The organism is Streptomyces sp. CA-142005 (assembly GCF_050942335.1).
GTDB lineage: Bacteria > Actinomycetota > Actinomycetes > Streptomycetales > Streptomycetaceae > Streptomyces.
Genome location: NZ_CP192078.1, coordinates 4,892,089 through 4,916,264, shown reverse-complemented (window position 1 = coordinate 4,916,264; position 24,176 = coordinate 4,892,089). Strand labels below are relative to the sequence as shown.

Genomic DNA, 24,176 nt, shown 5'->3' with positions numbered 1-24,176 from the left:
TTGAACCACCCTTTCACTAATTGAGTAGTGAAAGGGTGGTGTAAGGAAGGGGCGGCCGTCAAGCCGGCCGCCCCTCGTCCTGCCGTATGTCAGGTTTCCGTGCGGTACATCAGGTCCGTCTCGTATGTCGTGAAGCCCAGCCGCTCGTACACCGACACCGCCGCCTGGTTGTCCGCGTCGACGTAGAGCATCGCGGTCGGCAGTTGCTGGCCGGCCAGGTGGCGCAGGCCGATCGTGGTCAGGGCCTTGCCGAGGCCGCCGCCCTGTTCGCCGGGGCGGACCCCGAGGACGTAGACCTCGCCCAGCCCCTCCTCGGCGTGCACCTTGGTCCAGTGGAAGCCGACCACCTCGCCGCGCCGCTCGGCGAGGAAGAACCCGGCCGGGTCGAACCACGGCTCGGCCTTACGGTCGTCGAGGTCCCGCTGGGTCAGCGAACCCTGCTCCGGGTGGTGGGCGAAGGCGGCCGCGTTGACCGCGAGCCACGCCGCGTCGTCCTTGCCGGGCACGAAGGTGCGCACGCTCACGCCCTCCGGCAGCACCGGGTCGGGCAGCTGGAGATCGGTCAACGGCCGCCGCATCTGCCGCAGTTCACGGAACAGGGTCAGACCGAGCACCTGGGCGAGATGCCGGGCGGCGGGATGCCCGCCGTGCGCCCACACCCGAAGCCGCTTGCCGGAGGCGGCGAGCAGCGCCGAGCCGAGCGCCCGGCCGTGCCCCTGCCCCCGGTGCACGGGGCGTACGACGAGTTCGGCGGCCGGTGCCTCCACCGGGTCGGTGTCCTCCAGTTGGGCGTAGCCGACGAGTTCGCCGTCGACGCTCAGCAGCAGATGCGAAACGCCCTCGCGGGCCCCGCCGCGCAGTTGCAGCCGGCCCTGTTCGGACACCGGCTGCTGTCCGTCGACCGCGGCGGCCTCGGCGAGCAGGGCCCGCACGGCCTCGGCCTGGTCCGGGGTGAGCGCGGAATGGGTCTCGATGGAGCGGGCGGGGAAGGCCCGTACGGTGTCGTCGCTGCTCATGCGTAGAGGGTACGGCAGCCACCCCGTAAAGCCCATGTGAATGGCACCGTGGTTCCGGAAAGCCCCTGTGAATTACTTACAGTGGAATTTGTTTTTCCGGGCTTTCGGTGTCGTAATGTTTCGGTGTCGGAATTCACCGTATGAATCACGGAAAACGGAGAATGGCTATGCCGTAAGGCGGGGTCCCCGCGCTCGCCGAGACGGCTGCGACCTTGCTGTTCGCCGAGCCGGCCACGCCCTCAAGGCCGGTTCGCCGTACGTTCCGTCACATCCAGGACCCGCCGTCTTCTCACCCCCTTCCTGCTCGCCGCGTCGTTTCTCCGGCCGTATCCGTGCGTGCTCGCGGTGATCGGACTGGGCGTCTGGGAGATCTCCGCCGGTCGTGTGACCTTCGGTCAATTCCTCGCTTTCGCCGCCTTCCTCGGCCGGCGCCCGCGGCATCGGCGAGATCCGGGAAGCGCCGGATTCACCGCGCAGCCGGGCGAGTTGGTGCTGACACGGGCGCTGACGGCACCGGCGCCGGCGGGCGACGACACCGTGATGCCGCGCTGCTGAAGCCCTAGCGCGGCAGCCGCAGGGCGCGGGCGGCGCAGTACTCGGCGAGCAGGAGCCCGAGCAGGCCGAAAGCGGCCAGCGGTATGACCAGGAGCAGCAGGAAGAGGTTGGCCGGTGCCCCGGCGATGTCCTCCGTCAGCGCGACCACGATCATGAGGGCGAACACCACCACGGCCGCGACGCTCGCCCACTGCCACCCCCGGCGTCGCCCGGCCTGCCGCAGGATCCGTGCCTCGGTCTCGGCCCGCTGCCCGTAGGGCATCCCGTACCGCCAGGCGGCCTCGCGCAGGGCCCCGACCTCGGCGTAGGGGTCGGCCAGCTGCCACTCGTTGATCTGCGGGAGCAGGAAGCGGCGGCCTTCGGAGTCGTACAGGTAGGCCGGCCACCGGGGATGGACGTTGAGGGGCTGGCTGCCGGTGTTCTCGATCCGGATGTCGTACACGGCGGACCAGGCCCAGGTGCGCGCCCGCAGGGGTCCCTGGCGGGTGATTCCCCGGGCCGTCACCACGGTGTGCGCCCGCCACTCCGCCAGGACACCCCACACGCCGACGGCCACGAAGGCGGCGAGCGCGACGGGGGTCCACCAGACCGGTACGGAGTGGCGGGTGTGGATGGTCTGCAGCGCCGCGTTGGCCAGCAAGATGAGCGGCAGCAGCGCGGTCTGCGGAGGCCGTCTTCGCTGCCTGCGGTACACCCGTGCCGACCCGCCGTCGTCCATGGAGATCCCCTCCCCGGCGCACCGGAAAGGGTGCGCGACCGAGGAGAGGCTAGACCTCGTGCGCGGGGCGGCGCGGAGGGGGTGGGCGAAACGATCCGCCGCCACGCGCCCGGGCGTCTATGCCGGTGCCGCTGTGGCGGTGGCGGGCGAGGCGGCGGTCTGGGTGTTGTGGGTCATGCGTTGCAGGACGTGGACGGCGGTGCGGTACTCGGCCGCCGATATCCCGGTCATGGACAGGTCGCGGAACGCCTGGACGCGCTCGGTGACGGCGGCCGGCCGACGGCGGCCGTCGTGGGTGAGGGCCAGTCGGTGCGGGCCGTGCGGGTCGCCCAGCCGCCGGTGAGTACGGCGTCGACCGAGGTTGTCAGCGTGACAACGTCGGCGTGGGCGGCGAGTGCCGACAGGACGGCGGAGTCCGTGGCCTCGGGCGCGGTGTCGCGGATGACGTTGAGGAGGTGCCAGTCGAGGCGGGTGAGGCCGTACTCCGGCAACACACCGGTCATCGCGCGGGTGAGGGCCTTGTCGGCGCGGTTGAGCCAGTGGCCGACGGGTTTCACGTGTGGGCTCCTTCGGTGCGGGGTGCGTGCAGCAGGGCGGGCCAGTCCCGGCCGGCCGCCCAGTCGGCGAAGGTGTGCCAGCCGACCTCGGGATACGCGCGGCGCAGGGCGGGGGCGTCGACGTCGAGGCCGGTGGTGGTGAAGTAGGCGAACATGGCCGCCAGGTCCGTGGAGTGGGCGCGGACGATGTCGAGGCCGACCTCGCGGTGGGTGACCGGGCGGCCCGTGGCGGTGGTGAGGGCGGCCGCGATCTGCTCGGGGGTTCGGGTGTCCGAGGCGATGTCGATACGGCGTCCCAGGAACTCCTCCCGCCTGCTGAAGGTCAGTGCGGCGAACGCGCCGATGTCGGCGGAGGGGATCAGGGCGAAGGGGCGGTCCGCGGGCATGGGCCAGCCGAAGACGCCCTCGCGCAGTCCGGAGAGGGTCCAGCCGCCGGCGTAGTTGTCCATGAAGGCGGCCGGGGCGATCACCGTCCAGGGCACGCCGGAGGCGCACAGGTACCGCTCGATCCGGTGCTTGCTGTCGTAGTGCGGGACGCCGGTGCCGCGGTCGGCGTGGGCGGCGGAGGTGAGGACGACGTGGGCGAGGCGGGCGGCCGTCGCTGCGTCGACGAGGGCTCTGCCCTGGCGTACCTCGGTGTCGGTGTCGCTGCCGAAGGGAGTGGTGACCGCGAAGAGCGCGTCCGCGCCGGTGAGGGCCGCGTCGAGGGAGGCGCGGTCGTCGAAGTCGGCGTGGCGGATCTCGGCGCCGAGGGCGTGCAGGGCCCTGGCGGCCGGTGCGTCGTGGTTACGGGTCAGGGCGCGGACCTGGTGGCCGGCGGCGAGGAGGGCGCGGGCGGTGGCTCCGCCCTGGGCGCCGGTGGCGCCGGTGACGGCGACGGTGAGCATGGGTGTCCCCCGGTGGATAGGATGACCGACGATGATTGCTGCGCGACGCAATAGCTGCGTCGCGCAGGAGGATAGCCGAGTTTTGCTGCGCCGTGCAGTGTTTTTGGAGGCGAGCCACGTGACGGACGCGACCGACCCGCGCCGGGCCCGGCTGTACGAGGAGTTGTCGGCGGAGTCGCGGCGCTATCTGGCGTCGTACGTGCTGTTCAACCAGGCCGTCGCGGACCATCTCGGCCTGCACCCCACCGATGTGCAGGCCCTGAGCCTGCTGACGGCCGAACCCGAACCGCTCACGGTCCGGCAGATCGCCGACATGACCGGCCTCACCACGGGCTCGGCCACCCGGCTGGTGGACCGGCTCGAACGCGGCGGCTATGTGGCCCGCAGACCGGACACGCGGGACCGCCGGCGGGTGCTGGTCACCCCGGTGCCGGAGCGCATCGCCCGGGTCACCGCCGTCTGGGACGAGCTCGGCCGTACCTGGCAGACGCTGCTCGACGACCACAGCGAGGACGAACTGCGGGCGATCACCCGCCACATGCGCCGCGCGAACGAACTGAGCCGCACCCAGATCCAGCGACTGCGCGCCCTGCCGAAGCCGGAGTGAGGCGACGGCGCGCTCAGCCGACCAGGGTCTCGGTCGTCTCCGGCGCCTCCGGCGGCGGTGTCGCCGCACCCGGCAGCCGTACCGTCGCCACCGTGCCGCCGCCCTGGGCGCGGGACAGGGTGACCTCGCCGCCCGCCTGCTGGACCGTGCGGGCCACGATGGACAGGCCGAGGCCCGAGCCGGGCAGGGCGCGGGCGCTGGGGGAGCGCCAGAAGCGGTCGAAGACGTGCGGGAGCTCGTCCTCGGGAACGCCGGGGCCGTGGTCGCGGACGGTCAGGACGCCGTCGGCGAGCCGCACCTCGACCGTGCCGCCCTCGGGGCTGAACTTCACCGCGTTGTCGAGGACGTTGACGACCGCACGCTCCAGCGCGGAGGGCTCCGCCCGGACGTACCAGGGCTCCAGGTCCGACGTGATCGTCAGCTCCGGGCCGCGCAGGCGGGCACGGCGCAGCGCCGCCTCGACCGTGTCCTGGAACGACACCAGCTGGACCCGCTCGCCGCGCTGCCCCTCCGAGCGGGACAGCTCCTGCAGGTCGCCGATCAGCGCGGCCAGTTCGGTCATCTGCGCCTTCACCGAGGCGAGCAGCGCCTTGCGGTCCTCCGGCGGAAGCGGACGGCCCGTCTCCTCGCTGCGGGTGAGGAGCTCGATGTTCGTGCGCAACGACGTCAGGGGCGTACGGAGTTCATGGCCGGCGTCGGCGATCAGCTGCTGCTGCAGGTCCCGGGAGCTGGCCAGGGAGGCGGTCATGGAGTTGAAGGACCGGGAGAGCCGGGCGACCTCGTCCTCGCTGTCGTCCTCCACGGGGATGCGGACCGTCAGGTCTTCCGTCCGGGCCACGTGCTCCACGGCCTCGGTGAGCTTGTCGACGGGGCGCAGGCCCGCCCGCGCGACGGCGAGGCCCGCGGCGCCGGCGCCGATGACTCCTATGCCGGAGACGAGCAGGAGGATGAGCGCCAGTTCGTTGAGGGTCTCGTGGGTGCCCTTGAGGTTCGCGGCGACGATCAGGCCGACGTTGGGGCCGGGCTGGCCCGTGGTCCGGTCGGTGGTGGAGCCGAGCGGCCGGGTGACCACCCGGAGGTCGCTGCCCTTGCTGTCGGTGCCGTTGCGGAAGTACAGGTGCCGGATGTCCCCCGCCTTGATCTCGTCCTTGTCGGCCTGGGTGACCTTGATCTTGTCCGGGGAGTTGCCCACGAGACAGGTCGTGCCGTTGTCGGTGACGACCTGCGAGTACCGGTCCTGGAACTGGTACCCGGGGGACGTGCGCTGCGGGGTGTCGACACAGTTGTTGAGGGCGATGTAGGCCTGCTGGATCTGCCCGGGCCCGCCCATCGCCTTTTCCAGCTCGTCGTCGACCTGCTGGTACAGCCTCCCCTCCACGATGAACCAGCACGTCACCGAGACCGCCGCCACCGCGAACGCCACCGCCGCCGCGACCAGCATCGCCAACCGGGCCCTGATCGGCAGGGACCGGTAGCGCCGTACCAACCTGCTCACTCGGCGCCGCCCTGCCGCAGGACGTACCCCACGCCCCGCACGGTGTGCACGAGGCGCGGCTCGCCGCCGGCCTCGGTCTTGCGGCGCAGGTACATGACGTAGACGTCGAGGGAGTTGGAGGAGGGCTCGAAGTCGAAGCCCCAGACCGCCTTCAGGATCTGCTCGCGGGTGAGGACCTGGCGCGGGTGCGCCATGAACATCTCCAGGAGGGTGAACTCGGTGCGGGTCAGCTCCACCTGCCGGCCACCCCGCGTCACCTCACGGGTCGCGAGGTCCATGCGCAGGTCGGCGAAGGTCAGCGCCTCGTCCTCCTGGGCCTCGGCGGACACCGCCGCCGCGTACGAGCTGCGGCGCAGGAGGGCGCGGATACGGGCGAACAGCTCGTCCAGCTCGAACGGCTTGACCAGGTAGTCGTCGGCGCCGGCGTCGAGGCCGGTCACCCGGTCGCCGACGGTGTCGCGGGCCGTGAGCATGAGGATCGGGGTGGTGTCCCCCGCCCCGCGGATGCGGCGGGCCGCGGTGAGGCCGTCCATGCGCGGCATCTGGATGTCCAGGACGACCAGGTCGGGCTTGTAGGCGGTCGCCTTCTCCAGCGCGTCCGCGCCGTCGACGGCCACCTCCGTGTCGTACCCGTCGAAGGCGAGGCTGCGCTGCAGCGCCTCGCGTACGGCCGGCTCGTCGTCGACGATCAGGATGCGCTGGGGGTCACGGTCGCCTTCGGCGGGGCTCATGGCTCGCGGGTTCCTCGGGGTGCGGCGGTTGGGGTGGACGGGGTGTCGCTCTGCGTCTCGGCTGCGTCTTGGCTGCGTCTCGGCTGCCTTTCAGCCTGCCACGACCGGCGCCCCGGGAGGCAGACCCGCCGGGGCTCGGCCCGGACGGCGATCGCCATGGCAGAGGGTTCGGTCTCGGCCTTCGGGTGGCCTGGGCGGGGTTGATCCGGTGGGGGTTGGTTCTTTCGGTGGTCGGTGCGGGTGGTGGTCGAGCCTGGTCCGGGGCTGGCCCGCTCGCGGCTGCTGCGGTTGGTGGTCTGGTCGGGGCCTGGTTCGATGGCGGGACCCGGCCTGGAGGTTGGCCCCGGTCCGGGGGGTGGACCTGGCCCCGGTCCGGGGGTTGGACCTGGTCTGGAGGTTGGCTCTTTCGGTGGTCGGTGTCGGTGCGGGCGGCGGTCGGATCCGGCGCCAGGACTGACCCGACGGCGGTCGGATCCGGGGGGCGGGCCCGAAGTCGGTCGGACCCGATCCGGCGGCAGGCCCCGGCGGCCGTCAGGTCCGAACCGGAGGCACGCCCAGATCCGCCGTCCGCCCGCCTGATCCGAGTCCGCCCGATTCGCCCAACCCGGGGCTCAGGCCCAACCCCGGGGGACGGGCCCACCCGGAGGGGGGAGTCCCAACCCCCGGGCCCTCTCACCCCGGGGTCAGGCCCCATCCGGAGGGGGTAGGCCCAACCCCAGGGGCAGTCTCAACCCCGGGGGCCGGGCCCAACCCGAGGGGTATGGCCCGGCCTCAGGGGCCAGGCCCGGCCCCGGTGTCAGGCACGTACCGCGGTCAGCCTGTTCAGTGGGACCTTCCGGCGGTGGGTGCGGACAGGGCCGGTGCGCAGGCCCATCAGCTCCGGGAACCGTGTGACCACCTCGGGCGCGCGCGGGGCCGACTCCGGCTTGCGGGGTGCCGGGATGGGCACGTGCAGGTCCCGGGTGACCGTGAGCGCCAGGGCGAGGGCGGCGGGACCGTGGTCGGCGATCTGGTGCGAAACCTTGGTGATCATGACGTACTCCCTGCTGACTGGTGCAGTGCTGACGCGCTAGCTGTTGTTGCCCGCCCGCAGCTTGGCCAGGTCGGACTTGACGGTGTTGACGGGGATCGCGAAGCCGAGGCCGATGCTGCCGGCGTCCGAGGACGAGGAGGACTGCTGGCTCGACGAGTACATCGCGGAGTTGACGCCGATGACGTTGCCGCTCGCGTCGATCAGGGCGCCGCCGGAGTTGCCGGGGTTGAGGGAGGCGTCCGTCTGGATGGCCTTGTACGTCGTCGTGGACGATCCCGTGTCGCCGTTGAACTCACGGCCGCCGAACTGGAACGGCCACTGTCCGTCGCCGCCCTGCCCCTGACCCTGGTTCTCGTCGGTGGAGACGGTCACGTCCCGGTTGAGGGCGGAGACGATACCGCTGGTGACGGTGCCGGTCAGGCCCTCGGGGGAACCGATCGCGACGACCGTGTCACCGACCTGGACACCGGAGGAGTTGCCGAGGGCCGCGGGCCGCAGCCCGGAGGCGTCGCGCAGCTTGATCAGCGCGAGGTCCTTGGAGCTGTCGGTGCCGACGACATCGGCGGTGTAGCTCTTGCCGTCGCTGGTGCGCACCTTGATCGACTGTGCACCGGACACGACGTGGTTGTTGGTGACGATCTCGCCGTTCGACGTGATGATCACGCCGGAGCCGGTGGAGGAGCCGTTGCCGAGGGCCGCGTTTATCTCGACCACGCTCGGGCTGACCGCGGCAGCGATCGCCGCGACGTCACCGCGCTTGCCGGTCGGCACCACGTTCGTGGTCGTACCGGCGGCGGAGACCGTGTCCTTGCCGGTCAGCTCCTGGAAGCCGTACGCCGTGGCGCCGCCCACCGCCGCCGCGACGATCGCGACGGCCGCGAGGAGGCCCACCGGACCCCGGTTGCGCCGCTTCCTCGGCTCGGGTGCCACTGCCGTCACCGGCTCGTACGCCGGCGGGGGCGGCCACTCGGGATTCACGGGAGCGGAGTAGCTGCTGCTGGGCTGCTGGGTGTAGGCACCCTGGCTCTCGGTCATGCCAAGAAGCCTCCCCCGTGACCATGAGAGCTTCCTGAGTGCTCGCTGAGAAGCCCGGCAGAACCTCGTTTGCCGGATATAAAGACCTGTCGGTGAGGCTCAGGCCTCAGGTCGCACAGCCGCAGCTCGTCCGCACCACCAGCCGGGACGGGAACGTCTTCAGCCGCTCCCGCCGCGATCCCGGCACCCGCAGCCCGTCGTCCAGCACCAGGTCGACCGCCGCCCGGGCCATCGCCGAGCGGTCCGAGGCGACCGTGGTCAGCGGGGGGTCGGCCAGCGCCGCCTCCTTGATGTCGTCGAAGCCGGCCACCGCCAGTTTGCCCGGCACGTCGATGCGCAGCTCGCGCGCGGCCCGCAGCAGGCCGATCGCCTGGTCGTCGGTGGAGCAGAAGATCGCCGGGGGCCGCTCGGGGCCGGAGAGGACGTCCAGGGCGACACGGTAGGCGTCGTAGCGGTTGTACGGCGCCTCGAACAGCCGGCCCTCGGTGGACAGGCCCGCCTCGGCCATGGCCCGCTTCCAGCCCTCGACGTGGTCGGAGACCGGGTCGCCGACGGCCGGGGTCTCGGCCGTACCGCCCATACAGGCGACGTACTCGTAGCCGTGCTCCAGCAGGTGGCGCACGGCGAGCTGGGCGCCGCCGAGGTCGTCCGTGACCACGGCCACGTCGTCGATGGCCTCGGGGCGCTCGTGCAGCAGCACCACCCGGGCGTCCCAGGCGTCGATCTCCGCGGCGGCGAGGTCGTTCAGCGCGTGGGAGACGAGGATCAGACCCGAGACGCGCATGCCGAGGAAGGCGCGCAGATAGTGGACCTCGCGTTCACCGATGTAATCGGTGTTGCCGACCAGGACCATCTTTCCGCGCTCGGAGGCGGCCTGCTCGACCGCGTGCGCCATCTCGCCGAAGAAGGGCTGGCGGGCGTCCGGGATGATCAGGCCTATGAGGTCCGTGCGCCGGGAGGCCATCGCCTGGGCGACCCGGTCGGGGCGGTACCCCAGTTCCTTGATCGCGGCGAGGACACGCTCGCGCGTGGCCGGGGCGACCGGCCGGGGTCCGTTGTTGATGACATAACTGACGACGGCGGTGGAGGTTCCAGCCAGCCGTGCCACGTCATCCCGAGTCACCTTGGCCACGCGCGGAGTCTACGCGGATTGACCCGTTCTGGGCAGGGCGTATCAGCTCTTGGATGTGCGGAAGCAATGCCCGGCCCGAACGGCTTTCATGCCCGCGTCAGACGTCGGCGTGGATCTCGGAGCCGTCAAGGGCGGCAGAGGTGTCCGTATCCTCCGTCTTCGCCCGCTCTGCCCTCGCCTTCGCCTCCTCGCCGGCCCGGTCGCCCTTGTCGGCCTTCTCGGGCGTAACGAATCGATAACCGACGTTCCGGACGGTGCCGATCAGCGACTCGTGCTCCGGGCCGAGCTTGGCCCGCAGCCGCCGTACGTGGACGTCGACGGTCCGGGTGCCGCCGAAGTAGTCGTAGCCCCACACCTCCTGCAGCAGCTGGGCGCGGGTGAAGACCCGGCCCGGGTGCTGGGCGAGGTATTTCAGCAGCTCGAACTCCTTGAAGGTCAGGTCCAGGACCCGGCCCTTGAGCTTGGCGCTGTAGGTCGCCTCGTCCACGGAGAGGTCGCCGTTGCGGATCTCCATCGGGGAGTCGTCGTTCACGATCTGCTGGCGGCCCATGGCCAGCCGCAGTCGCGCCTCCACCTCCGCGGGCCCGGCGGTGTCGAGGAGCACGTCGTCGATGCCCCAGTCGGCGGTGACGGCGGCGAGACCGCCCTCGGTGACGACGAGGATCAGCGGACAGCCGGGGCCGGTGGAACGCAGCAGCTGGCACAGGCTGCGTACCTGGGGGAGATCGCGGCGGCCGTCGACGAGGATGACGTCGGCGCCGGGGGTGTCGACGAGGGCGGGGCCCTCCGCCGGGGCCACCCGCACGTTGTGCAGGAGCAGGCCGAGGGCCGGGAGCACCTCCGTCGACGGCTGAAGGGCGTTGGTCAGGAGCAGCAGAGAACTCATACGTCTGGTTCCTCCTCGGTCCCTGCGAGGACTGTGCGGACGGGCACTGCTCTGCGATCCCGAAGGCCCCGTACACCGGCGGTCACCTGAGGTTTCCCGCTTCGTATACAACGCTTCCGAAAGCACAAAAGGACCCGGGGGCTGCGCTGCCCGAGTCCTCTGCCAAGCAGAATAGCCCACATGAGGAACCGTGCGGCAGGTCAAATGGCGCATTCCGCCTTTCGTCCGAATCGCGAGACGCGCAGACAGGGGCCTATCCGGACGTTTCTGCGCACGGCCGACGGAATCCCGATCGATTCCGTATACGATCCCGGCGCCGTCGTATACGAAAGCTCCGGATCCGATCCCGACACCGGCCGTTCGGCCTCCCGTGACCTGGTGTTCGTCGTCGCCCACGGGTTCACCGGGGACGTGGACCGTCCGCACGTACGACGGGTGGCGGGCGTCCTGCGCGGTTACGGCGCGGTCGTCACCTTCTCCTTCCGCGGCCACGGGCGCTCCGGCGGCCGCTCCACGGTCGGCGACAGGGAGGTCCTCGACCTCGCCGCCGCCGTCGCGTGGGCGCGCGGCCTCGGGCACGCGCGCGTGGCGACCGTCGGCTTCTCGATGGGCGGCTCGGTGGTCCTGCGGCACGCCGCCCTGGAGCCCGGCACGGTCGACGCGGTGGTCTCGGTCAGCGCCCCGGCCCGCTGGTACTACCGGGGCACGGCCCCCATGCGCCGGCTGCACTGGCTGGTCACCCGCCCCGAGGGCCGTCTGGTCGGCCGCTACGGCCTGCGCACCCGCATCCACCACCGCGAGTGGGACCCCGTCCCGCTCTCCCCGACGGAAGCGGTCCCGGGGATCGCCCCCACCCCGCTGCTGATCGTGCACGGCGACCGCGACGGCTACTTCCCCCTCGACCACCCCCGGATGCTCGCCGAGGCGGCCGGTGATCACGGAGAACTCTGGGTGGAGGCGGGCATGGGCCACGCGGAGCACGCGGCCCAGGACGCCCTGCTCGCCCGGATCGGGGAATGGGCGGCCGTCAAGGCGGGCTAGCCTGACAGCACTCTTTAGTTTCTTTCAGGCTGTCGATTGAGGAATCAGATGCCCAAGGTCACGGTGCGCTACTGGGCGGCCGCAAAGGCCGCGGCCGGTGTCGCCGAGGAGCCGTACGACGCGGACACGCTCGCCGACGCGCTGGCCGGCGTGCGCGCGCGCCATCCCGGTGAACTCACCCGCGTGCTGCAGCGATGCTCCTTCCTCGTCGACGGTGACCCCGTCGGGACCCGCGCGCATGAGACGGTACGGCTGGCCGAGGGCGGCACGGTCGAGGTGCTCCCGCCGTTCGCAGGAGGGTGAGGCGATGAGCGACCAGCCGTATCAGGGCCCCTATCAGGGCGGTCCGTACGAGGGCTACGACCCGTACCAGCAGCAACATCAGCAGCAGGCCGGCCGGCAGTCCTGGCCGGGCTACGACCACCAGCACGCACAGCAGCCGGAGCCGGGCTACGACCCCCAGCTCACCCAGCAGTGGCAGGGCCAGACCTGGGACACGCAGACGCACGCCTCGGTGCAGACGCCCGCGCCGCAGCCGCAGACGTACGACGGGCAGTACCAGCACCAGCAGCAGCACGCGGCTGCTCCTCGGCCGCAGCCGCAGCCTGCCCCTGCAGCCGCGCCCGCGCCGGAGGCCGTACCGGAGTCCGAGCCGGACTACGGCCCCGCCACGCTCGCCGGGAACGCCCGGATCACGGATGCCCAGCGGGCGCGCCTGGAGGGCCGTTCGCCGATCATCGAGCCCGGTATGCAGCCCGCGCTGCTGACCGCGCTGCTGGGGCTGCTGCTGGCCGCGGCGGCGCCGGTCGCCTCGTACGCGCTCCTCGCGCCGCTCGTGGTGCTCCAGGGCGTGACGGCGGCGGGCTGGTTCCGGCTGAACGGCATGTGGCCGGCCCGCCAGGGCATCGCGCTGGCGTTCCTGGGCGGGCTCACGGCCGACGCGGCGGTCCTGGCCGCCGGCCGCGACCACGCCCCCGCGGCCATCCTCGGCCCGCTCGGCGTCTGGGTCCTGCTGGCCCTGGCCCTGCAGCTGCGCTCGCACGCCTCGCCGGACGAGCGGATGTACGGCCTGATGGCGACGGTCGTCTCGTCGGCCCTTTCGGTACTGGCCACCGGGTACCTGGGCGCCGACGCGCACGCGGTGTCCGTGGGCGCCGCGGCGGTGGCGGTGGCGATCCTGGCCCGGGCCCTGCCGCTGCCGACGCCGGCGTCGGTCGTGGTCTCGCTGCTGGCGGCGGCCGGCGCGGGGATCGCCGTGGGCGGGATGACCGGGCTGGGCGCGAAGGGCGCGCTGCTGGGCGCGGCCGCGGGCGTGTGCGCGCTGGTCGGTCATCGCGTGGCCAGTTACGACTACCCGTCGAGGTTCGTGCACTTCACGGCCGGGGTGGCGCTGCCGCTGTCGGCTGCCGCGCCCGTGGTGTGGGTGCTGGGAAGGGCGCTCGGTTAGAGCTGTTCCGCCCCGATCACGTCCCGTCCGTCGTCGGGCGGGGGACATGCCGGAGCCCCGGCCCGATTCCGGCGGGCCGGGGCTCCATTTCATACAGCGGGCTGTGAGGTACCAGCGGGCTGTGGGTCAGCTGCGGGATGTGGGTCAGTGCCCGCCGTCGCCGCCGTCGTGGCCGTCGCCGCCCCAGCCGCCGTCGTCGCCGCCCCAGCCGCCGTCGCCGCCGCCCCAGCCGCCGAAGCCGCCGCCCCAGCCGCCGCCCCAGCCGCCGCCCCAGCCGTGGCCACCGACCACGCGGAAGCTGCCGAGGACGCCGTCCTTGACGTGGATGCCCCTCGTGTGGCGAACGCGAACGCCGTCGCTCTGGCTGTGGGGTCCGACGGTGGCGACCGGAGCGCCGTTGTCGCAGACCGCGCCGCGGAACACCTCGACAACCCGGCGGCTGTCGTTGCGGATGTTCAGCGTCTTGGCGCCCAGGCCACTGATCACGGTGATGCAGTCGCCCGGGTGGGCGGAGTAGGACCGCTCGTTGATCTGGATGCGGCCTCCGTCCCACCAGCCGCCGCCGCGGGGGCCGCCGCCACCGCGAGGGCCGCCGCCTTCGTTGCCCTTGCCGTTGTTGTTGTTGCCCGCTCCGGCGCCACCGAGAGGCGCGGCGGCGGCCGGCGCGACGGCCGGCCGGGCAGCCGGCGCCGCCTCCGGCGCGGAGGCGGCCGACGCGTAGGTGACGCCGGTCGCCGCCAGGGCCGCGGCTGCCGCCGCAGCGGCAGTGAGAGCGGTGGAACGAGTGATCTTCATGGTGCTTCTCCAGTCTCTGAGACGCCGACTCATCGGCCGGTCGACATGGAACGTATTCGCCGAGCTCCATGGCTGTCATGTCGGAAATGGCCCGAGACTGGGTTTTTGTGCACCAATTGGGGGAATTGCGGCGCATGTCCGCTGTCCGTCGTTCACCGAGGGGGTGTCAAGTCGTCGTAGAACAAGGGCAGTTGATGCACCGCTAGACCTTTTGGATGATCTTATGACAAGTGCCTACCCCGACGGCAAGCGTGTCGTTACTGGCGCAAGGGCGTCGGTCGCGCTAGCGCGCATGCCGAAGGGCCGCACCCCCACTGGCGTCCAACCCCAGGGATGCGGCCCTCCGACCGTCACTGTGCTGCTGCTTCGCGCAAGCCCGTTCAGACCGCGATGGCGACCTCGGCCAGCGCGCCCTTCTCCGCCACGACGACCGTGCGGTCGGCCGTCGCGCCCGGCACGAGCGCCCGGACCGTCCAGGTGCCCTCGGCCGCGTAGAACCGGAACTGACCGGTCGCCGAGGTGGGAACCTCGGCCGTGAACTCTCCGGTCGAGTCCAGCAGACGGACATAGCCCGTCACCGGCTCGCCGTCGCGGGTCACCTGACCCTGGATCGTGGTCTCACCGGGCTTGATCGTCGAGGCGTCCGGGCCGCCGGCCTTCGCTCCGCACATGCTGTTTCTCCAGAGGGGTCTGACCGGGAGGTCGGTCGGGATGGATTGGGGGTGGGCTCAGTTGCTGGCGCCGAGCTCGATCGGCACGCCGACGAGGGAGCCGTACTCGGTCCAGGAACCGTCGTAGTTCTTGACGTTCTCGACGCCGAGCAGCTCGTGCAGCACGAACCAGGTCAGGGCCGAGCGCTCACCGATGCGGCAGTAGGCGATCGTGTCCTTGGCGAGGTCCACGTTCTCCTCGGCGTAGAGGGCCTTGAGGTCCTCGTCCGACTTGAAGGTGCCGTCGTCGTTGGCGTTCTTCGACCACGGGATGTTCTTGGCGCTCGGGACGTGGCCCGGACGCTGCGACTGCTCCTGCGGCAGGTGCGCCGGGGCGAGCAGCTTGCCGGAGAACTCGTCGGGCGACCGCACGTCGACCAGGTTGTGCGAGCCGATCGCGGCGACGACGTCGTCACGGAAGGCGCGGATCGAGGTGTCCTGCGGCTTGGCCTTGTACGCGGTCTTCGGGCGCTCCGGGACCTCGGTGCCGTCGACCAGCTCGCGGGCGTCCAGTTCCCACTTCTTGCGGCCGCCGTCGAGGAGCTTGACGTTCTCGTGGCCGTAGAGCTTGAAGTACCAGTAGGCGTACGAGGCGAACCAGTTGTTGTTGCCGCCGTAGAGGATCACCGTGTGGTCGTTGGCGATGCCCTTCTCCGACAGGAGCTTCTCGAAGCCCTCCTGGTCGATGAAGTCGCGGCGGACCGGGTCCTGCAGATCCTTGGTCCAGTCGATGCGGATCGCGTTCTTGATGTGGTTCTTGTCGTAGGCGGACGTGTCCTCGTCCACCTCGACGACGGCGATGGCCGGGTCGTCCAGGTGCTCCTGCAGCCAGTCGGCGTCGACCAGGACGTCGGTGCGGCTCATGCTCTTTCTCCTCCGGGGCAGTTGCGGCGGGGCGTGCGAGTACAGGGGTGCGCGCTCGAGAGGGCCGGGCGGCGCACGGGTGCCCTTCCAGCAGGGCGGCGGTGAGATGCGGAAGTCGGGGACTTTCGCTCAGAAGGGGCGACAGAGCATGGCGGCAACGCGGCACAGGTCCACTGCCCGCCGCTTCGTGAGATCCGCCTGTCGCTTCATGGGCTCGATCGTAGGGACGTCCGGGTGGGCGTGTCACCGGTGTGTCATATGACGAGACACGATCGTCCGTATGGCGGGACAAGAAAGCGCCCGGCGACCGCCCCACGGCCTCCCGGACGCTCGCGCGGGTCTCCGCATCTGATGTACGGACGACCCCGTCTCGCCAGTCGGACGATCCCGCTCCCCGGACCGTCCGCCGACGGTGGACCTACCCCGCCAGCCTGACGCCGGAACCCTTCACGGTGATCTCCACGCCGTCCTTCGCGGCCTGCACCTTGTCCAGCTTGATGCCGCCGGGCAGCCGGTCGATGGCCTGCTGGAAGTCGGTGATCTGGCGGATACGGCCCTCGGCGATCGCGGCGGCGCCGAGCTTGGGCAGCGAGTCGGCATGCACCCGCACCTTGTCGTTCTCGACGGTCACGGAGCTGAGCACGGGCACGGTCTGCTTGATCCCCAGGGACGAGACGGTGCCCTCCACCATGACCTTGATCTTGCCGTTGCCGCCGTCGGACAGGCCGACGACCCGGGCGGTGACCCCGGGGGCCACCTCGGTCGGCTCGGACTTGGCGGTCTTCAGCAGCTCGGAGTAGGAGATCGTCGCGGTGCCGGTGGCGCTGGCCGCGGTGGCGGAGCTGTAGTCGCCGGAGAAGGAGACGCCCTTCATGTCGGCCTGCAGATCGTCGATCCGGATCGTCTTGCCGGCGGTCCCGGTCGCGGCCTCGTAGTCCTTGATCCCGACCTCGACGTCGTCCAGCGACCCGCCCGCGACCTGGGTGAGGAACGGGAACCCCTTGATGTTCACGTCCGGCGTCGAGGCCAGGTTCTCCGTCGACTTCAGCTTGTCGGCGGCCTCACCCTCGGCGAAGTGCACGGCCACCCGGTCCGCGATCACGAAGAGCCCACCCAGGATCACGACGAGGATCAGGATTATTCGCAGGGCGCGCATGTGGTGATTCCCCCGGGACGAGAGCGGTCTTCGGCTACGTCACGGTAACCCCGCGGGCGCCGCCCGGGCGGCGATTGTGGATCAGTTGTGACAGGTACGACGCGGCCTACCCTGGTGTTATGTACGCGCGGCGGCGGCACATCTACTTCGCCATGATGGGGACCTGCATCGGGCTCTTCGTCCTGGCCTGGGGAGTGGTGCGCATCTGGTCGGTCCCGGCGGCCGTGGGAATGTGCGTCGCGGCCATGCTGATCCCGCCGGTCGCGGCGATGATCGCCAACCGGCGGGGCCCGGAGGACCGCTGGTGGGACGACCCGTCCGGCGACCCCCAGTCCGACGAGTGGTGGGACGAGCTGGACGGCAAGAAGGGGCCCCGGTAGGAAGGAGCGCATGTCGCCCACGAGGCTGTCCACGGTGGTGCTCGACGCCCCGGACGCGCACATGCTGGCCGGTTTCTATCGCCGCCTGCTCGGATACGTGGTCCGCGCCGAGGAACCCGACTGGGTCCTCATCGGCCCGCCCGGCGGCGGCACGGGCCTGTCCTTCCAGACCGAACCCGGGTACGTCCCGCCGGTCTGGCCCACGCGCGCACCCGGTGACCAGCGGATGATGCTGCACCTGGACATCGAGGTCGACGACCTCGAAGGCGAGACCGCGCGGGCCGTGGCGGAAGGGGCCGAACTCGCCGCGTACCAGCCGCAGGACGACGTCCGCGTGCTGTTCGACCCCGCGGGGCACCCCTTCTGCCTCTGGACGCGGGCGTCTCAGTAGACGAGCGCCTGCGTGTCCTCCGCCAGCGTCTCCTGCACGAAGACCTGCGCCCCCGCGATCCGTACGCCCTCGATCACGTCCTTCTCGGTGATCTCGCGCCGGGCGGCGCACTGGGTGCACAGCGTGATGCGGCCGGCGGCCAGGACCGACTCGATCAGGTCCGGCAGCGGAGCCGCGTGCGGCAGCTCGAACTCGGCGGCCCGCCCCGGCAGCGCGAACCAGGACGACTCCCCGGTCAGCCACAGCGACACGTCGACACCGCTGGCCACGGCCACCGCCGCCACGGTGAACGCCTGCGAGCAGCGCTCCGGGGCATCGGCCCCGGCCGTCACCTTGATCACGAGCTTCTTCGCCATGCCGGAAGCGTAAGCCCTCCCGGCCGGCGCCGACCGCCCCACCGCTTCGGCACGGGCGCCGGGCTGCGTCCGCTGATGGAGCGCACCGGCCGCCCCGGTCTCGGCACCCGCCCGGACAGCCGCTGGGAGTACCCGCGGATCGTGCGGCCGCCGCTGCCCGCCAGCCGTCCCGCCCCGTTCGCCCACCGCAACAAGGCCTCCGTCCACTACGCCGACCTGCACAAGCTGGTCCTGCCCGCGCCGAAGGGCGCCAAGGCCGCCCCCGCGCTCGCCCACGGATGGGTGGAGCCGAAGGCGTACCTCGCGGAGTACGCGACCAAGGACGAGCGGGACACCCTCCAAGGCTCCGGTTCGAGACCGGCCTGATCGCCGGCGAGGTCCAGCAGGGCGAGGTCACCGGCTACCGGAATCCGACGCTCGCCCTGCGCGGGGCTGCCTCCAGCGCGATGGACGCGTCGTACCCCCCACGCACTCGTGGTGCGGTCCCGCGCCGGCGGTGCGAAGGAGATCCCCTTCCAGCAGACGGTGGTCCTGCGGCAGCAGCTGCTCGGCCGAGACCCCGGGTCGCTACGCACCACCTCGCAAAGAGAGCCGGGGCCCGGCCGCGTAAGCTGGGCCCCGGCTCTGTCGTACGCCCACACCCTCGCTCAAGGAGCACCCGTGGAGATCTTCTTCGAAACCCTGCTGGTCCTGGTCTGCGTCGGCGTGCTCGCCTTCGCCTACCTGACCGTGAAGAAGCTGTACCAGGGCCAGCGCTGACCCCACGTCCAGGAAAGATCCAGGAAAGCCTCCCCTCATGATCGAGATCCCGTCCGACCTGCACAAGGACCTGGTCCCGCTCGCCTTCCTGCTCGGCAACTGGGCCGGCGCGGGCGTGCACGACTTCCCCGGCTCGCAGAAGTGCAACTTCGGGCAGGAGGTCAGCTTCACCCACGACGGCCGGGACTTCCTGGAGTACCACTCCCACACCTGGGTGCTGGACCAGGACGGAAACAAGGTCCGCCCCCTGGAGTCGGAGTCCGGCTTCTGGCGGATCGACGCCGACCGCAAGGTCGAGGTGACGACGACCCGCGACGACGGTGTCATCGAGATCTGGTACGGCGTGATGGCCGAGAAGAAGCCGCAGATCGACCTGGCCACGGACACCATGGCCCGCATCCCGGGCTCGCAGCCGTACAGCGGCGGCAAGCGCCTGTACGGCTACGTCAAGAGCGACCTGATGTGGGTCGGCGAGAAGCAGACCCCCGAGGTCGAGCTGCGCCCCTACATGTCGGCCCACCTGAAGAAGGTCGTCACCCCGGAGGACGTCGAGCGCTGGGCCAAGGCCCTCCCGGACGACCTCCCGGACGACGGGATCGCCTTCTTCAAGTAGGCCCGTCTTCCCCAAGTGACCCGGTCCGAGTGGTCCTAGACTCTTTGGTGTGGTGAGCACCGACTGGAAGAGCGACCTCAGGCAGCGCGGCTACCGGCTGACGCCGCAGCGGCAGCTTGTCCTCGAAGCCGTGGACACCCTTGAGCACGCGACCCCCGACGACATCCTCGGCGAAGTGAGGAAGACGGCGTCGGGGGTCAACATTTCGACGGTGTACCGGACGCTGGAGCTGCTGGAGGAGCTGGGCCTGGTCAGCCACGCCCACCTGGGGCACGGTGCGCCCACGTACCACCTCGCCGACCGGCATCACCATCTGCACCTGGTGTGCCGCGACTGCGAGAACGTGATCGAGGCCGACGTGGACGTGGCCGCCGAGTTCACCGCCAAGCTGCGTCAGCAGTTCGGGTTCGACACCGACATGAAGCACTTCGCGATCTTCGGCCGGTGCAAGGACTGCTCGCTGAAGACTTCAACTACCACGTCGTAGGCTGACGGTATGAAGAGCCCTCTGCTGTCCCTGCCCGGCGCCGTCCCCGCCGAGGGCGTGGACGAAGGTGTCGCCGCCCACTACGGCGACCTGTTCCGCGAGCAGCGTGCCCTCGCCGACGGCACCGGTTTCGTCGACCTGTCCCATCGCGGTGTCGTCACCGTCACCGATGAGGACCGGCTGAGCTGGCTGCACCTGCTGCTCACCCAGCACGTCAGTGAGCTGCCGGCCGGTGAGGCCACCGAGGCGCTGATCCTCTCCGCGCACGGGCACATCGAGCACGCGCTGTACCTGGTGGACGACGGCAGCACCGTCTGGGCGCATGTGGAACCCGGGACCCAGGACGCGCTGATCGCGTACCTGGAGTCGATGAAGTTCTTCTACCGCGTGGAGGTCGCCGACCGGACGGCCGACTTCGCGGTCGTCCACCTGCCCGCCGGGTCCATCGCCGAGGCGCCCGAGGACGTCGTCGTACGCGAGACGGCGTACGGCCGTGATCTCTTCCTGCCCCGCGAGGACCTGGAGTCCTTCGCGGCCGCGCACGGGCCCGCCGCCGGCCTCCTCGCCCACGAGGCGCTGCGCGTCGAGCAGCACCGGCCCCGGCTCGGCTTCGAGACCGACCACCGGACCATCCCGCACGAGCTGGGCTGGATCGGCACGGCCGTGCACCTGCAGAAGGGCTGCTACCGGGGCCAGGAGACGGTCGCCCGCGTCCAGAACCTGGGCAAGCCGCCGCGCCGCCTGGTCTTCCTCCACCTGGACGGCAGCGAGGTCCATCTGCCGGTGCCGGGCACGGAGATCCGGCTCGCCGACGAGGGCCCGGAGGGCCGCAAGATCGGCTTCGTGACGACGTCGGTACGGCACCACGAGCTGGGGCCGGTGGCGCTGGCGCTGGTGAAGCGGAACGTGCCGGTGGACGCGCGGCTGATCGCCGGGGAGACCGCGGCGGCGCAAGAGGTCGTGGTCGAGCCGTAGTCTGCCGGCGCGGGCGCGCGAGGCGGCGGAGTCAGTAGCCGCTCAGCAGGGTTCGTACAGCCCGCAGCGCCTCCGGGCCTGCCGCGCTGTGCCAGCGCGACGCATCGGCCGGGCGCCGCCCCCACAGCAGCAGGACACGGGTGGCCGCGTCGCTCTCGATCGTGGCGGGGCCCTCGGGGGCGGCGAACCGGATGCTGCCGCCGTCCGCGTCGGCGGCCACCACGATGTCGTCCGTGCCCGGGGTGCGCAGGCGGCCCTCGATCCGTCCGCCGGGTCCCAGGTCCAGCCCGGCGCCGCCGCGCGCGAGCAGCGGCCGGCCGACCGACACCACGCTGTGCTCGGTCGTCCACGGCTCGTCGAGCGCCCGCACCGCCGTCCGGTCGTCGCCGGTCAGGTCCCAGCGGTGCAGGATCAGCTCCTCACGCATGTGCTCCGCGAAGAAGGGGACCGACACCGTACGGCCGGTCCACCGGACCTCCGTGTCCGGCGACAGGTCCTGAGCGGCGGCCGCGGCGACCTCGGTGAGCCGTTCGCAGCGGTTCAGGAACGTCGCCCAGAGCTCGGAGTCGGACAGCCGCCGGAAGGGTGCCTCGCGGTCGAAGCCCCGGGTCTCCACCGGTGATCCGTCGAGGAACGCCTGGAGCACCCGGGCCAGCTCCTCGGCATTGCCCGTCTGGTGGATCAGGACGTCCCGTACCGTCCACGCCTCGCACCACGTGCCGTCGTCGGGCCTGCGTGCCTGCACGGCGTGCACGAAGGGGGCCGGCTCCGGCAGGGTGTCATCGACCTTGGTGGGAACCACGCGCCATGGCTATCCCGGCCGGGACGTCCGGCAAACCGGCCATCCCGGTGCCGTCTCAGACCTCGATCAGCACCGTGAAGGGTCCGTCGTTCGTCAGCGACACCCGCATCCGCGCGCCGAACCGCCCCGTCGCGACCGTCGCGCCCAGCGCCCGCAGCCGGGACACCACCTCGTCCACCAGCGGCTCGGCGACATCGCCGGGGGCGGCGGCGTTCCAGGTGGGCCGGCGGCCCTTGCGCGCGTCGCCGTACAGCGTGAACTGGCTGATGACCAGCAGCGGGGCGTCGATGTCGCTGCACGACTTCTCGTCCTGCAGCATGCGGATCGACCACAGCTTGCGGGCCAGCTGCGCCGCCTTCTCCTTGGTGTCCTCGTGGGTCACCCCGACCAGGACGCACAACCCCTCGCCCTCGATCGCGCCGACCGTCTCTCCGTCCACGACGACGCTCGCGCCGTCCACTCTCTGCACCACCGCACGCATGCGGACCATCATGCCGGGTGCCCGGTACGCGGTCACAGGGGGTCCAATATGGATCTCTTACCGCCCATCTGGGGCCGTTCGGGGGCACTCGGTCACATAGCGGCCGGTTGGGGTGGCACGATGCTTGCACACGCCGGTCGAGGGGACGGTCACAAGCAACATGAGCACACCGAGTACCAGCGGGCGGCTGGGGGCACAGGGGACGTACCGGCCGCCCGCCCAGCGCGCCGACACGCCGCCCACCCCGGCGGCCCCGGCCGGCCCCACGCTGCCCGTGGAGCCGCCCGAGCCCGAACTGGCCCGGCTGAGCCTGCCGGAGCTGCGCGCGCTGCGCCGCGACGCCCAGCGCGACGAGGCGGACCTCAGCTATGTGCGGCGGCTGCTGCAGGGGCGGATCGACATCCTGCGCGCGGAGCTGTGCCGGCGCGGCCGCGCGTCCGTGCCGGCGCCCACCGACGGCTCCGTGGTCGACCGGCTCCCGGAGATCCTCAAGGACGCCCCGGCCCAGCACCGTTCCTCGGCCCGCCACGTCACGCTCGGCACCCCGCACAACGAGGAGTACCGGCAGCTGGCCGCCGAGATGCTCGCCGAGGTCGAGCTGTCGGACCTGCAGGCGCGCACCGACCTGGAACTGACCGCCGCGATGGGCCGGCTGGTGCGCTACGAGCGGGAGGTCTCCCGGCGCCGCCAGCGGTTGCAGCGGACGGCCGACGACTGCAGCGGGGAGATCGCCCGGCGGTACCGGGTGGGTGAGGCGCAGGTCGACGATCTGCTGACGTGAGGCTGGTGGGCGCCTGCGGAAAACGTGACGACAGGAGGCGGCCGGTCCGCCTACCGTGGCCCCATGAGCGACGTCCGGATCGTCACCGAGGCCGATTTCGAGGACTGGCAGCGCGCGCTGGCCACCGGGTTCCTGCAGCCACCCGCCCTGACGCCCGAGGAACTCGACGCCCGGCGCCTGCAGTTCGTGCCGGGCCGGCTGCTCGGCGCCTTCGACGGCGGCCGGTGTGTCGCCACCTTCCGGTCCTTCGCGCAGGAGCTCACCGCGGTGGGCGGCGGCCTGGTCCCGGCGGACGCGATCACCAACGTCTCCGTCAGCCCCACCCACCGCCGCCGCGGCCTGCTCACCCGCATGATGAACCAGGACCTCGCGGCGGCGAAGGAACGCGGCGACGTGGTCGCCACCCTGATCGCCGCCGAGTACCCGATCTACGGCCGCTACGGCTTCGGCCCCGCCACCTGGTCGACCCAGTGGACCGTCGAGGTGCCCCGGGCCGGCCTCGATCCGCGCTGGTCGGGCCCGGACGACGGGGGCCGCATCGACCTGGTGGACGGGGCGGAGGTCCGCAAGCTCGGCCCGGAGTTCTACGAGCGGTTCAGGCGCGCCCAGCCCGGCGCGGTCAGCCGGGACGAGCTGTGGTGGCAGGCGAGCACCGGGGCCGTCCGCTTCCGCGCCGACTGGACCGAGCCGTTCCACGCCGTCCACCGCGCGGCCGACGGCGAGGTGCAGGGCCTGGTGGCGTACAAGTCCGACGACACCTGGAACGGCAAGCAGCCGGACCAGACAGCGAGCGTGCTCAAGCTGACCGCCATCACCCCGGCGGCCGAGCGCGCCCTGTGGCACTACCTGTGTTCCATCGACTGGATCACGAAGGTCAGGAGCGGCTTCCGCGGCCCCGACGACCTGCTGCCGTGCTACCTCCCCGATCCGCGCGCCGCCCGGATCACCGGGCACGCGGACTGGCTGTGGGTGCGGATCCTGGACGTCGTACGGGCCCTTGAGGCGCGGACGTACGACGGGACGGGCACGCTGGTGCTGGAGGTCGTGGACGACGCCGGTCTGGCCGGGGGCCGGTTCCGGCTGGAGGCCTCGCCCGAGGCCACCTCCTGTGTGCCGGCGGGCACCGAGGGCGCCGATCTCACCCTGGACGTCCGGGAGTTGGCGTCGGTGTGGCTCGGCGGCGAGTCGGTGCTGCGGCTCACGGCGCTCGGCCGGGTGCGGGAAGAACGAGAGGGCGCCGCCCGGAAGGCCGACGCCCTGTTCCGCTCGCCCGGGCGGCCGTGGTGCCCGGACATCTTCTGACCGTTCCCTTCTCCCGGCGACTTCCGACTGTGCATCCGTAGCGAGCTGTTCAGTTGTGGCTGTGCAGCGATGTTCGGTTGTGGCTGTGCGATGTCGTGTTCAGTTGTGACTGTGCGCTTCGGTGGCCGTCCCCTGCCCGGGCTCCCGGCTCCCCTCCGGAAGGGAGCCCGGTCGGCCAACCACT

The 24,176-nt window shown here is 71.5% G+C and carries 32 protein-coding genes; 14 read left to right on the top strand and 18 right to left on the bottom strand.

Annotation, left to right across the window (positions count from 1 at the left end; all coding sequences use genetic code 11):
• Positions 1–89 precede the first annotated feature (89 nt).
• Entirely contained in the window at positions 90–1,016 is a 927-nt protein-coding gene (gene mshD, locus ACQPXS_RS23095; RefSeq protein WP_433451182.1) for a mycothiol synthase, read from the bottom strand.
• Positions 1,017–1,352: 336 nt separating this feature from the next.
• Here mshD and ACQPXS_RS23090 point away from each other — a divergent pair, with 336 nt between their 5' ends.
• Positions 1,353–1,571: a hypothetical protein gene (locus ACQPXS_RS23090; protein ID WP_433451181.1), complete on the top strand. Its 219-nt coding sequence runs from the start codon at positions 1,353–1,355 to the stop codon at positions 1,569–1,571.
• Between the two features lie 4 nt (positions 1,572–1,575).
• Here the strand turns inward: ACQPXS_RS23090 and ACQPXS_RS23085 are convergent, their stop codons facing one another.
• The 3 genes from ACQPXS_RS23085 to ACQPXS_RS23075 all read right to left on the bottom strand — a co-directional run bounded on the left by ACQPXS_RS23085 (position 1,576) and on the right by ACQPXS_RS23075 (position 3,733).
• Entirely contained in the window at positions 1,576–2,289 is a 714-nt protein-coding gene (locus ACQPXS_RS23085; RefSeq protein WP_433451180.1) for a PH domain-containing protein, read from the bottom strand.
• Between the two features lie 227 nt (positions 2,290–2,516).
• The gene (locus tag ACQPXS_RS23080) at positions 2,517–2,846 is read right to left on the bottom strand and encodes a hypothetical protein (RefSeq protein WP_433451179.1); all 330 of its coding nucleotides are present in this window, start codon (positions 2,844–2,846) and stop codon (positions 2,517–2,519) included.
• Positions 2,843–3,733, bottom strand: coding sequence for an NmrA/HSCARG family protein (locus ACQPXS_RS23075; RefSeq protein WP_433451178.1), 891 nt, complete (start codon positions 3,731–3,733; stop codon positions 2,843–2,845). The genes ACQPXS_RS23080 and ACQPXS_RS23075 overlap by 4 nt, the downstream gene beginning before the upstream one ends.
• 118 nt (positions 3,734–3,851) lie before the next feature.
• Between ACQPXS_RS23075 and ACQPXS_RS23070 the strand changes: the two genes are divergently transcribed.
• The gene (locus ACQPXS_RS23070) at positions 3,852–4,340 is read left to right on the top strand and encodes a MarR family winged helix-turn-helix transcriptional regulator (RefSeq protein ID WP_433451177.1); all 489 of its coding nucleotides are present in this window, start codon (positions 3,852–3,854) and stop codon (positions 4,338–4,340) included.
• Between the two features lie 13 nt (positions 4,341–4,353).
• On the opposite strand, the gene ACQPXS_RS23065 is transcribed toward ACQPXS_RS23070, so the two are convergent.
• From ACQPXS_RS23065 to ACQPXS_RS23040, 6 genes are all read right to left on the bottom strand, one after another.
• Entirely contained in the window at positions 4,354–5,835 is a 1,482-nt protein-coding gene (locus tag ACQPXS_RS23065; protein ID WP_433451176.1) for a HAMP domain-containing sensor histidine kinase, read from the bottom strand.
• The gene (locus ACQPXS_RS23060; protein WP_055706594.1) at positions 5,832–6,566 is read right to left on the bottom strand and encodes a response regulator transcription factor; all 735 of its coding nucleotides are present in this window, start codon (positions 6,564–6,566) and stop codon (positions 5,832–5,834) included. Before ACQPXS_RS23060 ends, ACQPXS_RS23065 begins: the two co-directional genes overlap by 4 nt.
• A 796-nt stretch (positions 6,567–7,362) precedes the next feature.
• Positions 7,363–7,599 carry a hypothetical protein gene (locus ACQPXS_RS23055; protein ID WP_351805201.1) on the bottom strand — a complete coding sequence of 79 codons (237 nt, stop codon included), beginning with the start codon at positions 7,597–7,599 and terminating at the stop codon, positions 7,363–7,365.
• A 36-nt stretch (positions 7,600–7,635) separates the two neighbouring features.
• Positions 7,636–8,634, bottom strand: a complete 999-nt coding sequence (locus ACQPXS_RS23050) for a S1C family serine protease (protein ID WP_433451175.1) — start codon at positions 8,632–8,634, stop codon at positions 7,636–7,638.
• 106 nt (positions 8,635–8,740) lie between these two features.
• A complete protein-coding gene (locus ACQPXS_RS23045; protein WP_351805205.1) occupies positions 8,741–9,766 on the bottom strand; it encodes a LacI family DNA-binding transcriptional regulator in 1,026 nt (341 codons plus the stop codon).
• A 97-nt stretch (positions 9,767–9,863) separates the two neighbouring features.
• Positions 9,864–10,652, bottom strand: coding sequence for a response regulator transcription factor (locus ACQPXS_RS23040; protein ID WP_433451174.1), 789 nt, complete (start codon positions 10,650–10,652; stop codon positions 9,864–9,866).
• Between the two features lie 204 nt (positions 10,653–10,856).
• On the opposite strand from ACQPXS_RS23040, the gene ACQPXS_RS23035 reads away from it, so the two are divergent.
• From ACQPXS_RS23035 to ACQPXS_RS23025, 3 genes are read left to right on the top strand one after another with little or no spacing between them, the layout of a single operon-like run.
• Positions 10,857–11,693 carry an alpha/beta hydrolase family protein gene (locus ACQPXS_RS23035; RefSeq protein WP_433455907.1) on the top strand — a complete coding sequence of 279 codons (837 nt, stop codon included), beginning with the start codon at positions 10,857–10,859 and terminating at the stop codon, positions 11,691–11,693.
• A gap of 48 nt (positions 11,694–11,741) precedes the next feature.
• Positions 11,742–11,996 (top strand): MoaD/ThiS family protein, encoded by a 255-nt coding sequence (locus tag ACQPXS_RS23030; protein WP_351805209.1) that lies wholly within the window; start codon positions 11,742–11,744, stop codon positions 11,994–11,996.
• A 4-nt stretch (positions 11,997–12,000) separates the two neighbouring features.
• Positions 12,001–13,140 carry a hypothetical protein gene (locus ACQPXS_RS23025; protein WP_433451172.1) on the top strand — a complete coding sequence of 380 codons (1,140 nt, stop codon included), beginning with the start codon at positions 12,001–12,003 and terminating at the stop codon, positions 13,138–13,140.
• A 144-nt stretch (positions 13,141–13,284) separates the two neighbouring features.
• On the opposite strand, the gene ACQPXS_RS23020 is transcribed toward ACQPXS_RS23025, so the two are convergent.
• From ACQPXS_RS23020 to ACQPXS_RS23000, 5 genes are all read right to left on the bottom strand, one after another.
• Positions 13,285–13,935: a hypothetical protein gene (locus tag ACQPXS_RS23020; RefSeq protein ID WP_433451171.1), complete on the bottom strand. Its 651-nt coding sequence runs from the start codon at positions 13,933–13,935 to the stop codon at positions 13,285–13,287.
• A gap of 380 nt (positions 13,936–14,315) precedes the next feature.
• Positions 14,316–14,606: a DUF1416 domain-containing protein gene (locus ACQPXS_RS23015; protein WP_004000115.1), complete on the bottom strand. Its 291-nt coding sequence runs from the start codon at positions 14,604–14,606 to the stop codon at positions 14,316–14,318.
• Between the two features lie 57 nt (positions 14,607–14,663).
• Positions 14,664–15,509: a sulfurtransferase gene (locus ACQPXS_RS23010; protein WP_433451169.1), complete on the bottom strand. Its 846-nt coding sequence runs from the start codon at positions 15,507–15,509 to the stop codon at positions 14,664–14,666.
• Between the two features lie 129 nt (positions 15,510–15,638).
• Positions 15,639–15,719 (bottom strand): Ms5788A family Cys-rich leader peptide, encoded by an 81-nt coding sequence (locus ACQPXS_RS23005; protein ID WP_350751515.1) that lies wholly within the window; start codon positions 15,717–15,719, stop codon positions 15,639–15,641.
• A gap of 208 nt (positions 15,720–15,927) precedes the next feature.
• Entirely contained in the window at positions 15,928–16,665 is a 738-nt protein-coding gene (locus ACQPXS_RS23000; RefSeq protein WP_433451168.1) for an LmeA family phospholipid-binding protein, read from the bottom strand.
• Positions 16,666–16,784: 119 nt separating this feature from the next.
• On the opposite strand from ACQPXS_RS23000, the gene ACQPXS_RS22995 reads away from it, so the two are divergent.
• Positions 16,785–17,045, top strand: a complete 261-nt coding sequence (locus tag ACQPXS_RS22995; RefSeq protein ID WP_433451167.1) for a DUF3099 domain-containing protein — start codon at positions 16,785–16,787, stop codon at positions 17,043–17,045.
• A 10-nt stretch (positions 17,046–17,055) separates the two neighbouring features.
• On the top strand, positions 17,056–17,436 hold the full coding sequence (locus ACQPXS_RS22990; RefSeq protein WP_433451166.1) for a VOC family protein: 381 nt from the start codon (positions 17,056–17,058) through the stop codon (positions 17,434–17,436).
• Here the strand turns inward: ACQPXS_RS22990 and ACQPXS_RS22985 are convergent.
• Positions 17,430–17,792, bottom strand: coding sequence for a DsrE family protein (locus tag ACQPXS_RS22985; protein ID WP_351805223.1), 363 nt, complete (start codon positions 17,790–17,792; stop codon positions 17,430–17,432). The two genes, ACQPXS_RS22990 and ACQPXS_RS22985, sit on opposite strands and share 7 nt — an antisense overlap.
• A 75-nt stretch (positions 17,793–17,867) precedes the next feature.
• Between ACQPXS_RS22985 and ACQPXS_RS22980 the strand changes: the two genes are divergently transcribed.
• The 5 genes from ACQPXS_RS22980 (at position 17,868) to ACQPXS_RS22960 (ending at position 20,626) form a co-directional block, all read left to right on the top strand.
• Positions 17,868–18,158, top strand: coding sequence for a hypothetical protein (locus ACQPXS_RS22980; RefSeq protein ID WP_433451165.1), 291 nt, complete (start codon positions 17,868–17,870; stop codon positions 18,156–18,158).
• A gap of 111 nt (positions 18,159–18,269) precedes the next feature.
• On the top strand, positions 18,270–18,551 hold the full coding sequence (locus ACQPXS_RS22975) for a hypothetical protein (protein ID WP_433456275.1): 282 nt from the start codon (positions 18,270–18,272) through the stop codon (positions 18,549–18,551).
• A gap of 37 nt (positions 18,552–18,588) precedes the next feature.
• On the top strand, positions 18,589–19,164 hold the full coding sequence (locus tag ACQPXS_RS22970; protein ID WP_351805225.1) for an FABP family protein: 576 nt from the start codon (positions 18,589–18,591) through the stop codon (positions 19,162–19,164).
• Between the two features lie 49 nt (positions 19,165–19,213).
• Positions 19,214–19,651: a Fur family transcriptional regulator gene (locus ACQPXS_RS22965; protein WP_351805227.1), complete on the top strand. Its 438-nt coding sequence runs from the start codon at positions 19,214–19,216 to the stop codon at positions 19,649–19,651.
• A 9-nt stretch (positions 19,652–19,660) separates the two neighbouring features.
• Positions 19,661–20,626 carry a YgfZ/GcvT domain-containing protein gene (locus ACQPXS_RS22960; protein WP_433451164.1) on the top strand — a complete coding sequence of 322 codons (966 nt, stop codon included), beginning with the start codon at positions 19,661–19,663 and terminating at the stop codon, positions 20,624–20,626.
• A 31-nt stretch (positions 20,627–20,657) separates the two neighbouring features.
• Here the strand turns inward: ACQPXS_RS22960 and ACQPXS_RS22955 are convergent, their stop codons facing one another.
• Positions 20,658–21,428 (bottom strand): maleylpyruvate isomerase N-terminal domain-containing protein, encoded by a 771-nt coding sequence (locus tag ACQPXS_RS22955; protein ID WP_433451163.1) that lies wholly within the window; start codon positions 21,426–21,428, stop codon positions 20,658–20,660.
• Between the two features lie 55 nt (positions 21,429–21,483).
• A complete protein-coding gene (dtd, locus tag ACQPXS_RS22950; protein ID WP_351805233.1) occupies positions 21,484–21,909 on the bottom strand; it encodes a D-aminoacyl-tRNA deacylase in 426 nt (141 codons plus the stop codon).
• Positions 21,910–22,069: 160 nt separating this feature from the next.
• Between dtd and ACQPXS_RS22945 the strand changes: the two genes are divergently transcribed.
• Together ACQPXS_RS22945 and ACQPXS_RS22940 are read left to right on the top strand one after the other, a co-directional pair.
• Positions 22,070–22,690, top strand: coding sequence for an RsiG family protein (locus ACQPXS_RS22945; RefSeq protein WP_433451162.1), 621 nt, complete (start codon positions 22,070–22,072; stop codon positions 22,688–22,690).
• A gap of 63 nt (positions 22,691–22,753) precedes the next feature.
• Positions 22,754–23,992 (top strand): GNAT family N-acetyltransferase, encoded by a 1,239-nt coding sequence (locus ACQPXS_RS22940; RefSeq protein ID WP_433451161.1) that lies wholly within the window; start codon positions 22,754–22,756, stop codon positions 23,990–23,992.
• Positions 23,993–24,176 lie beyond the last annotated feature (184 nt).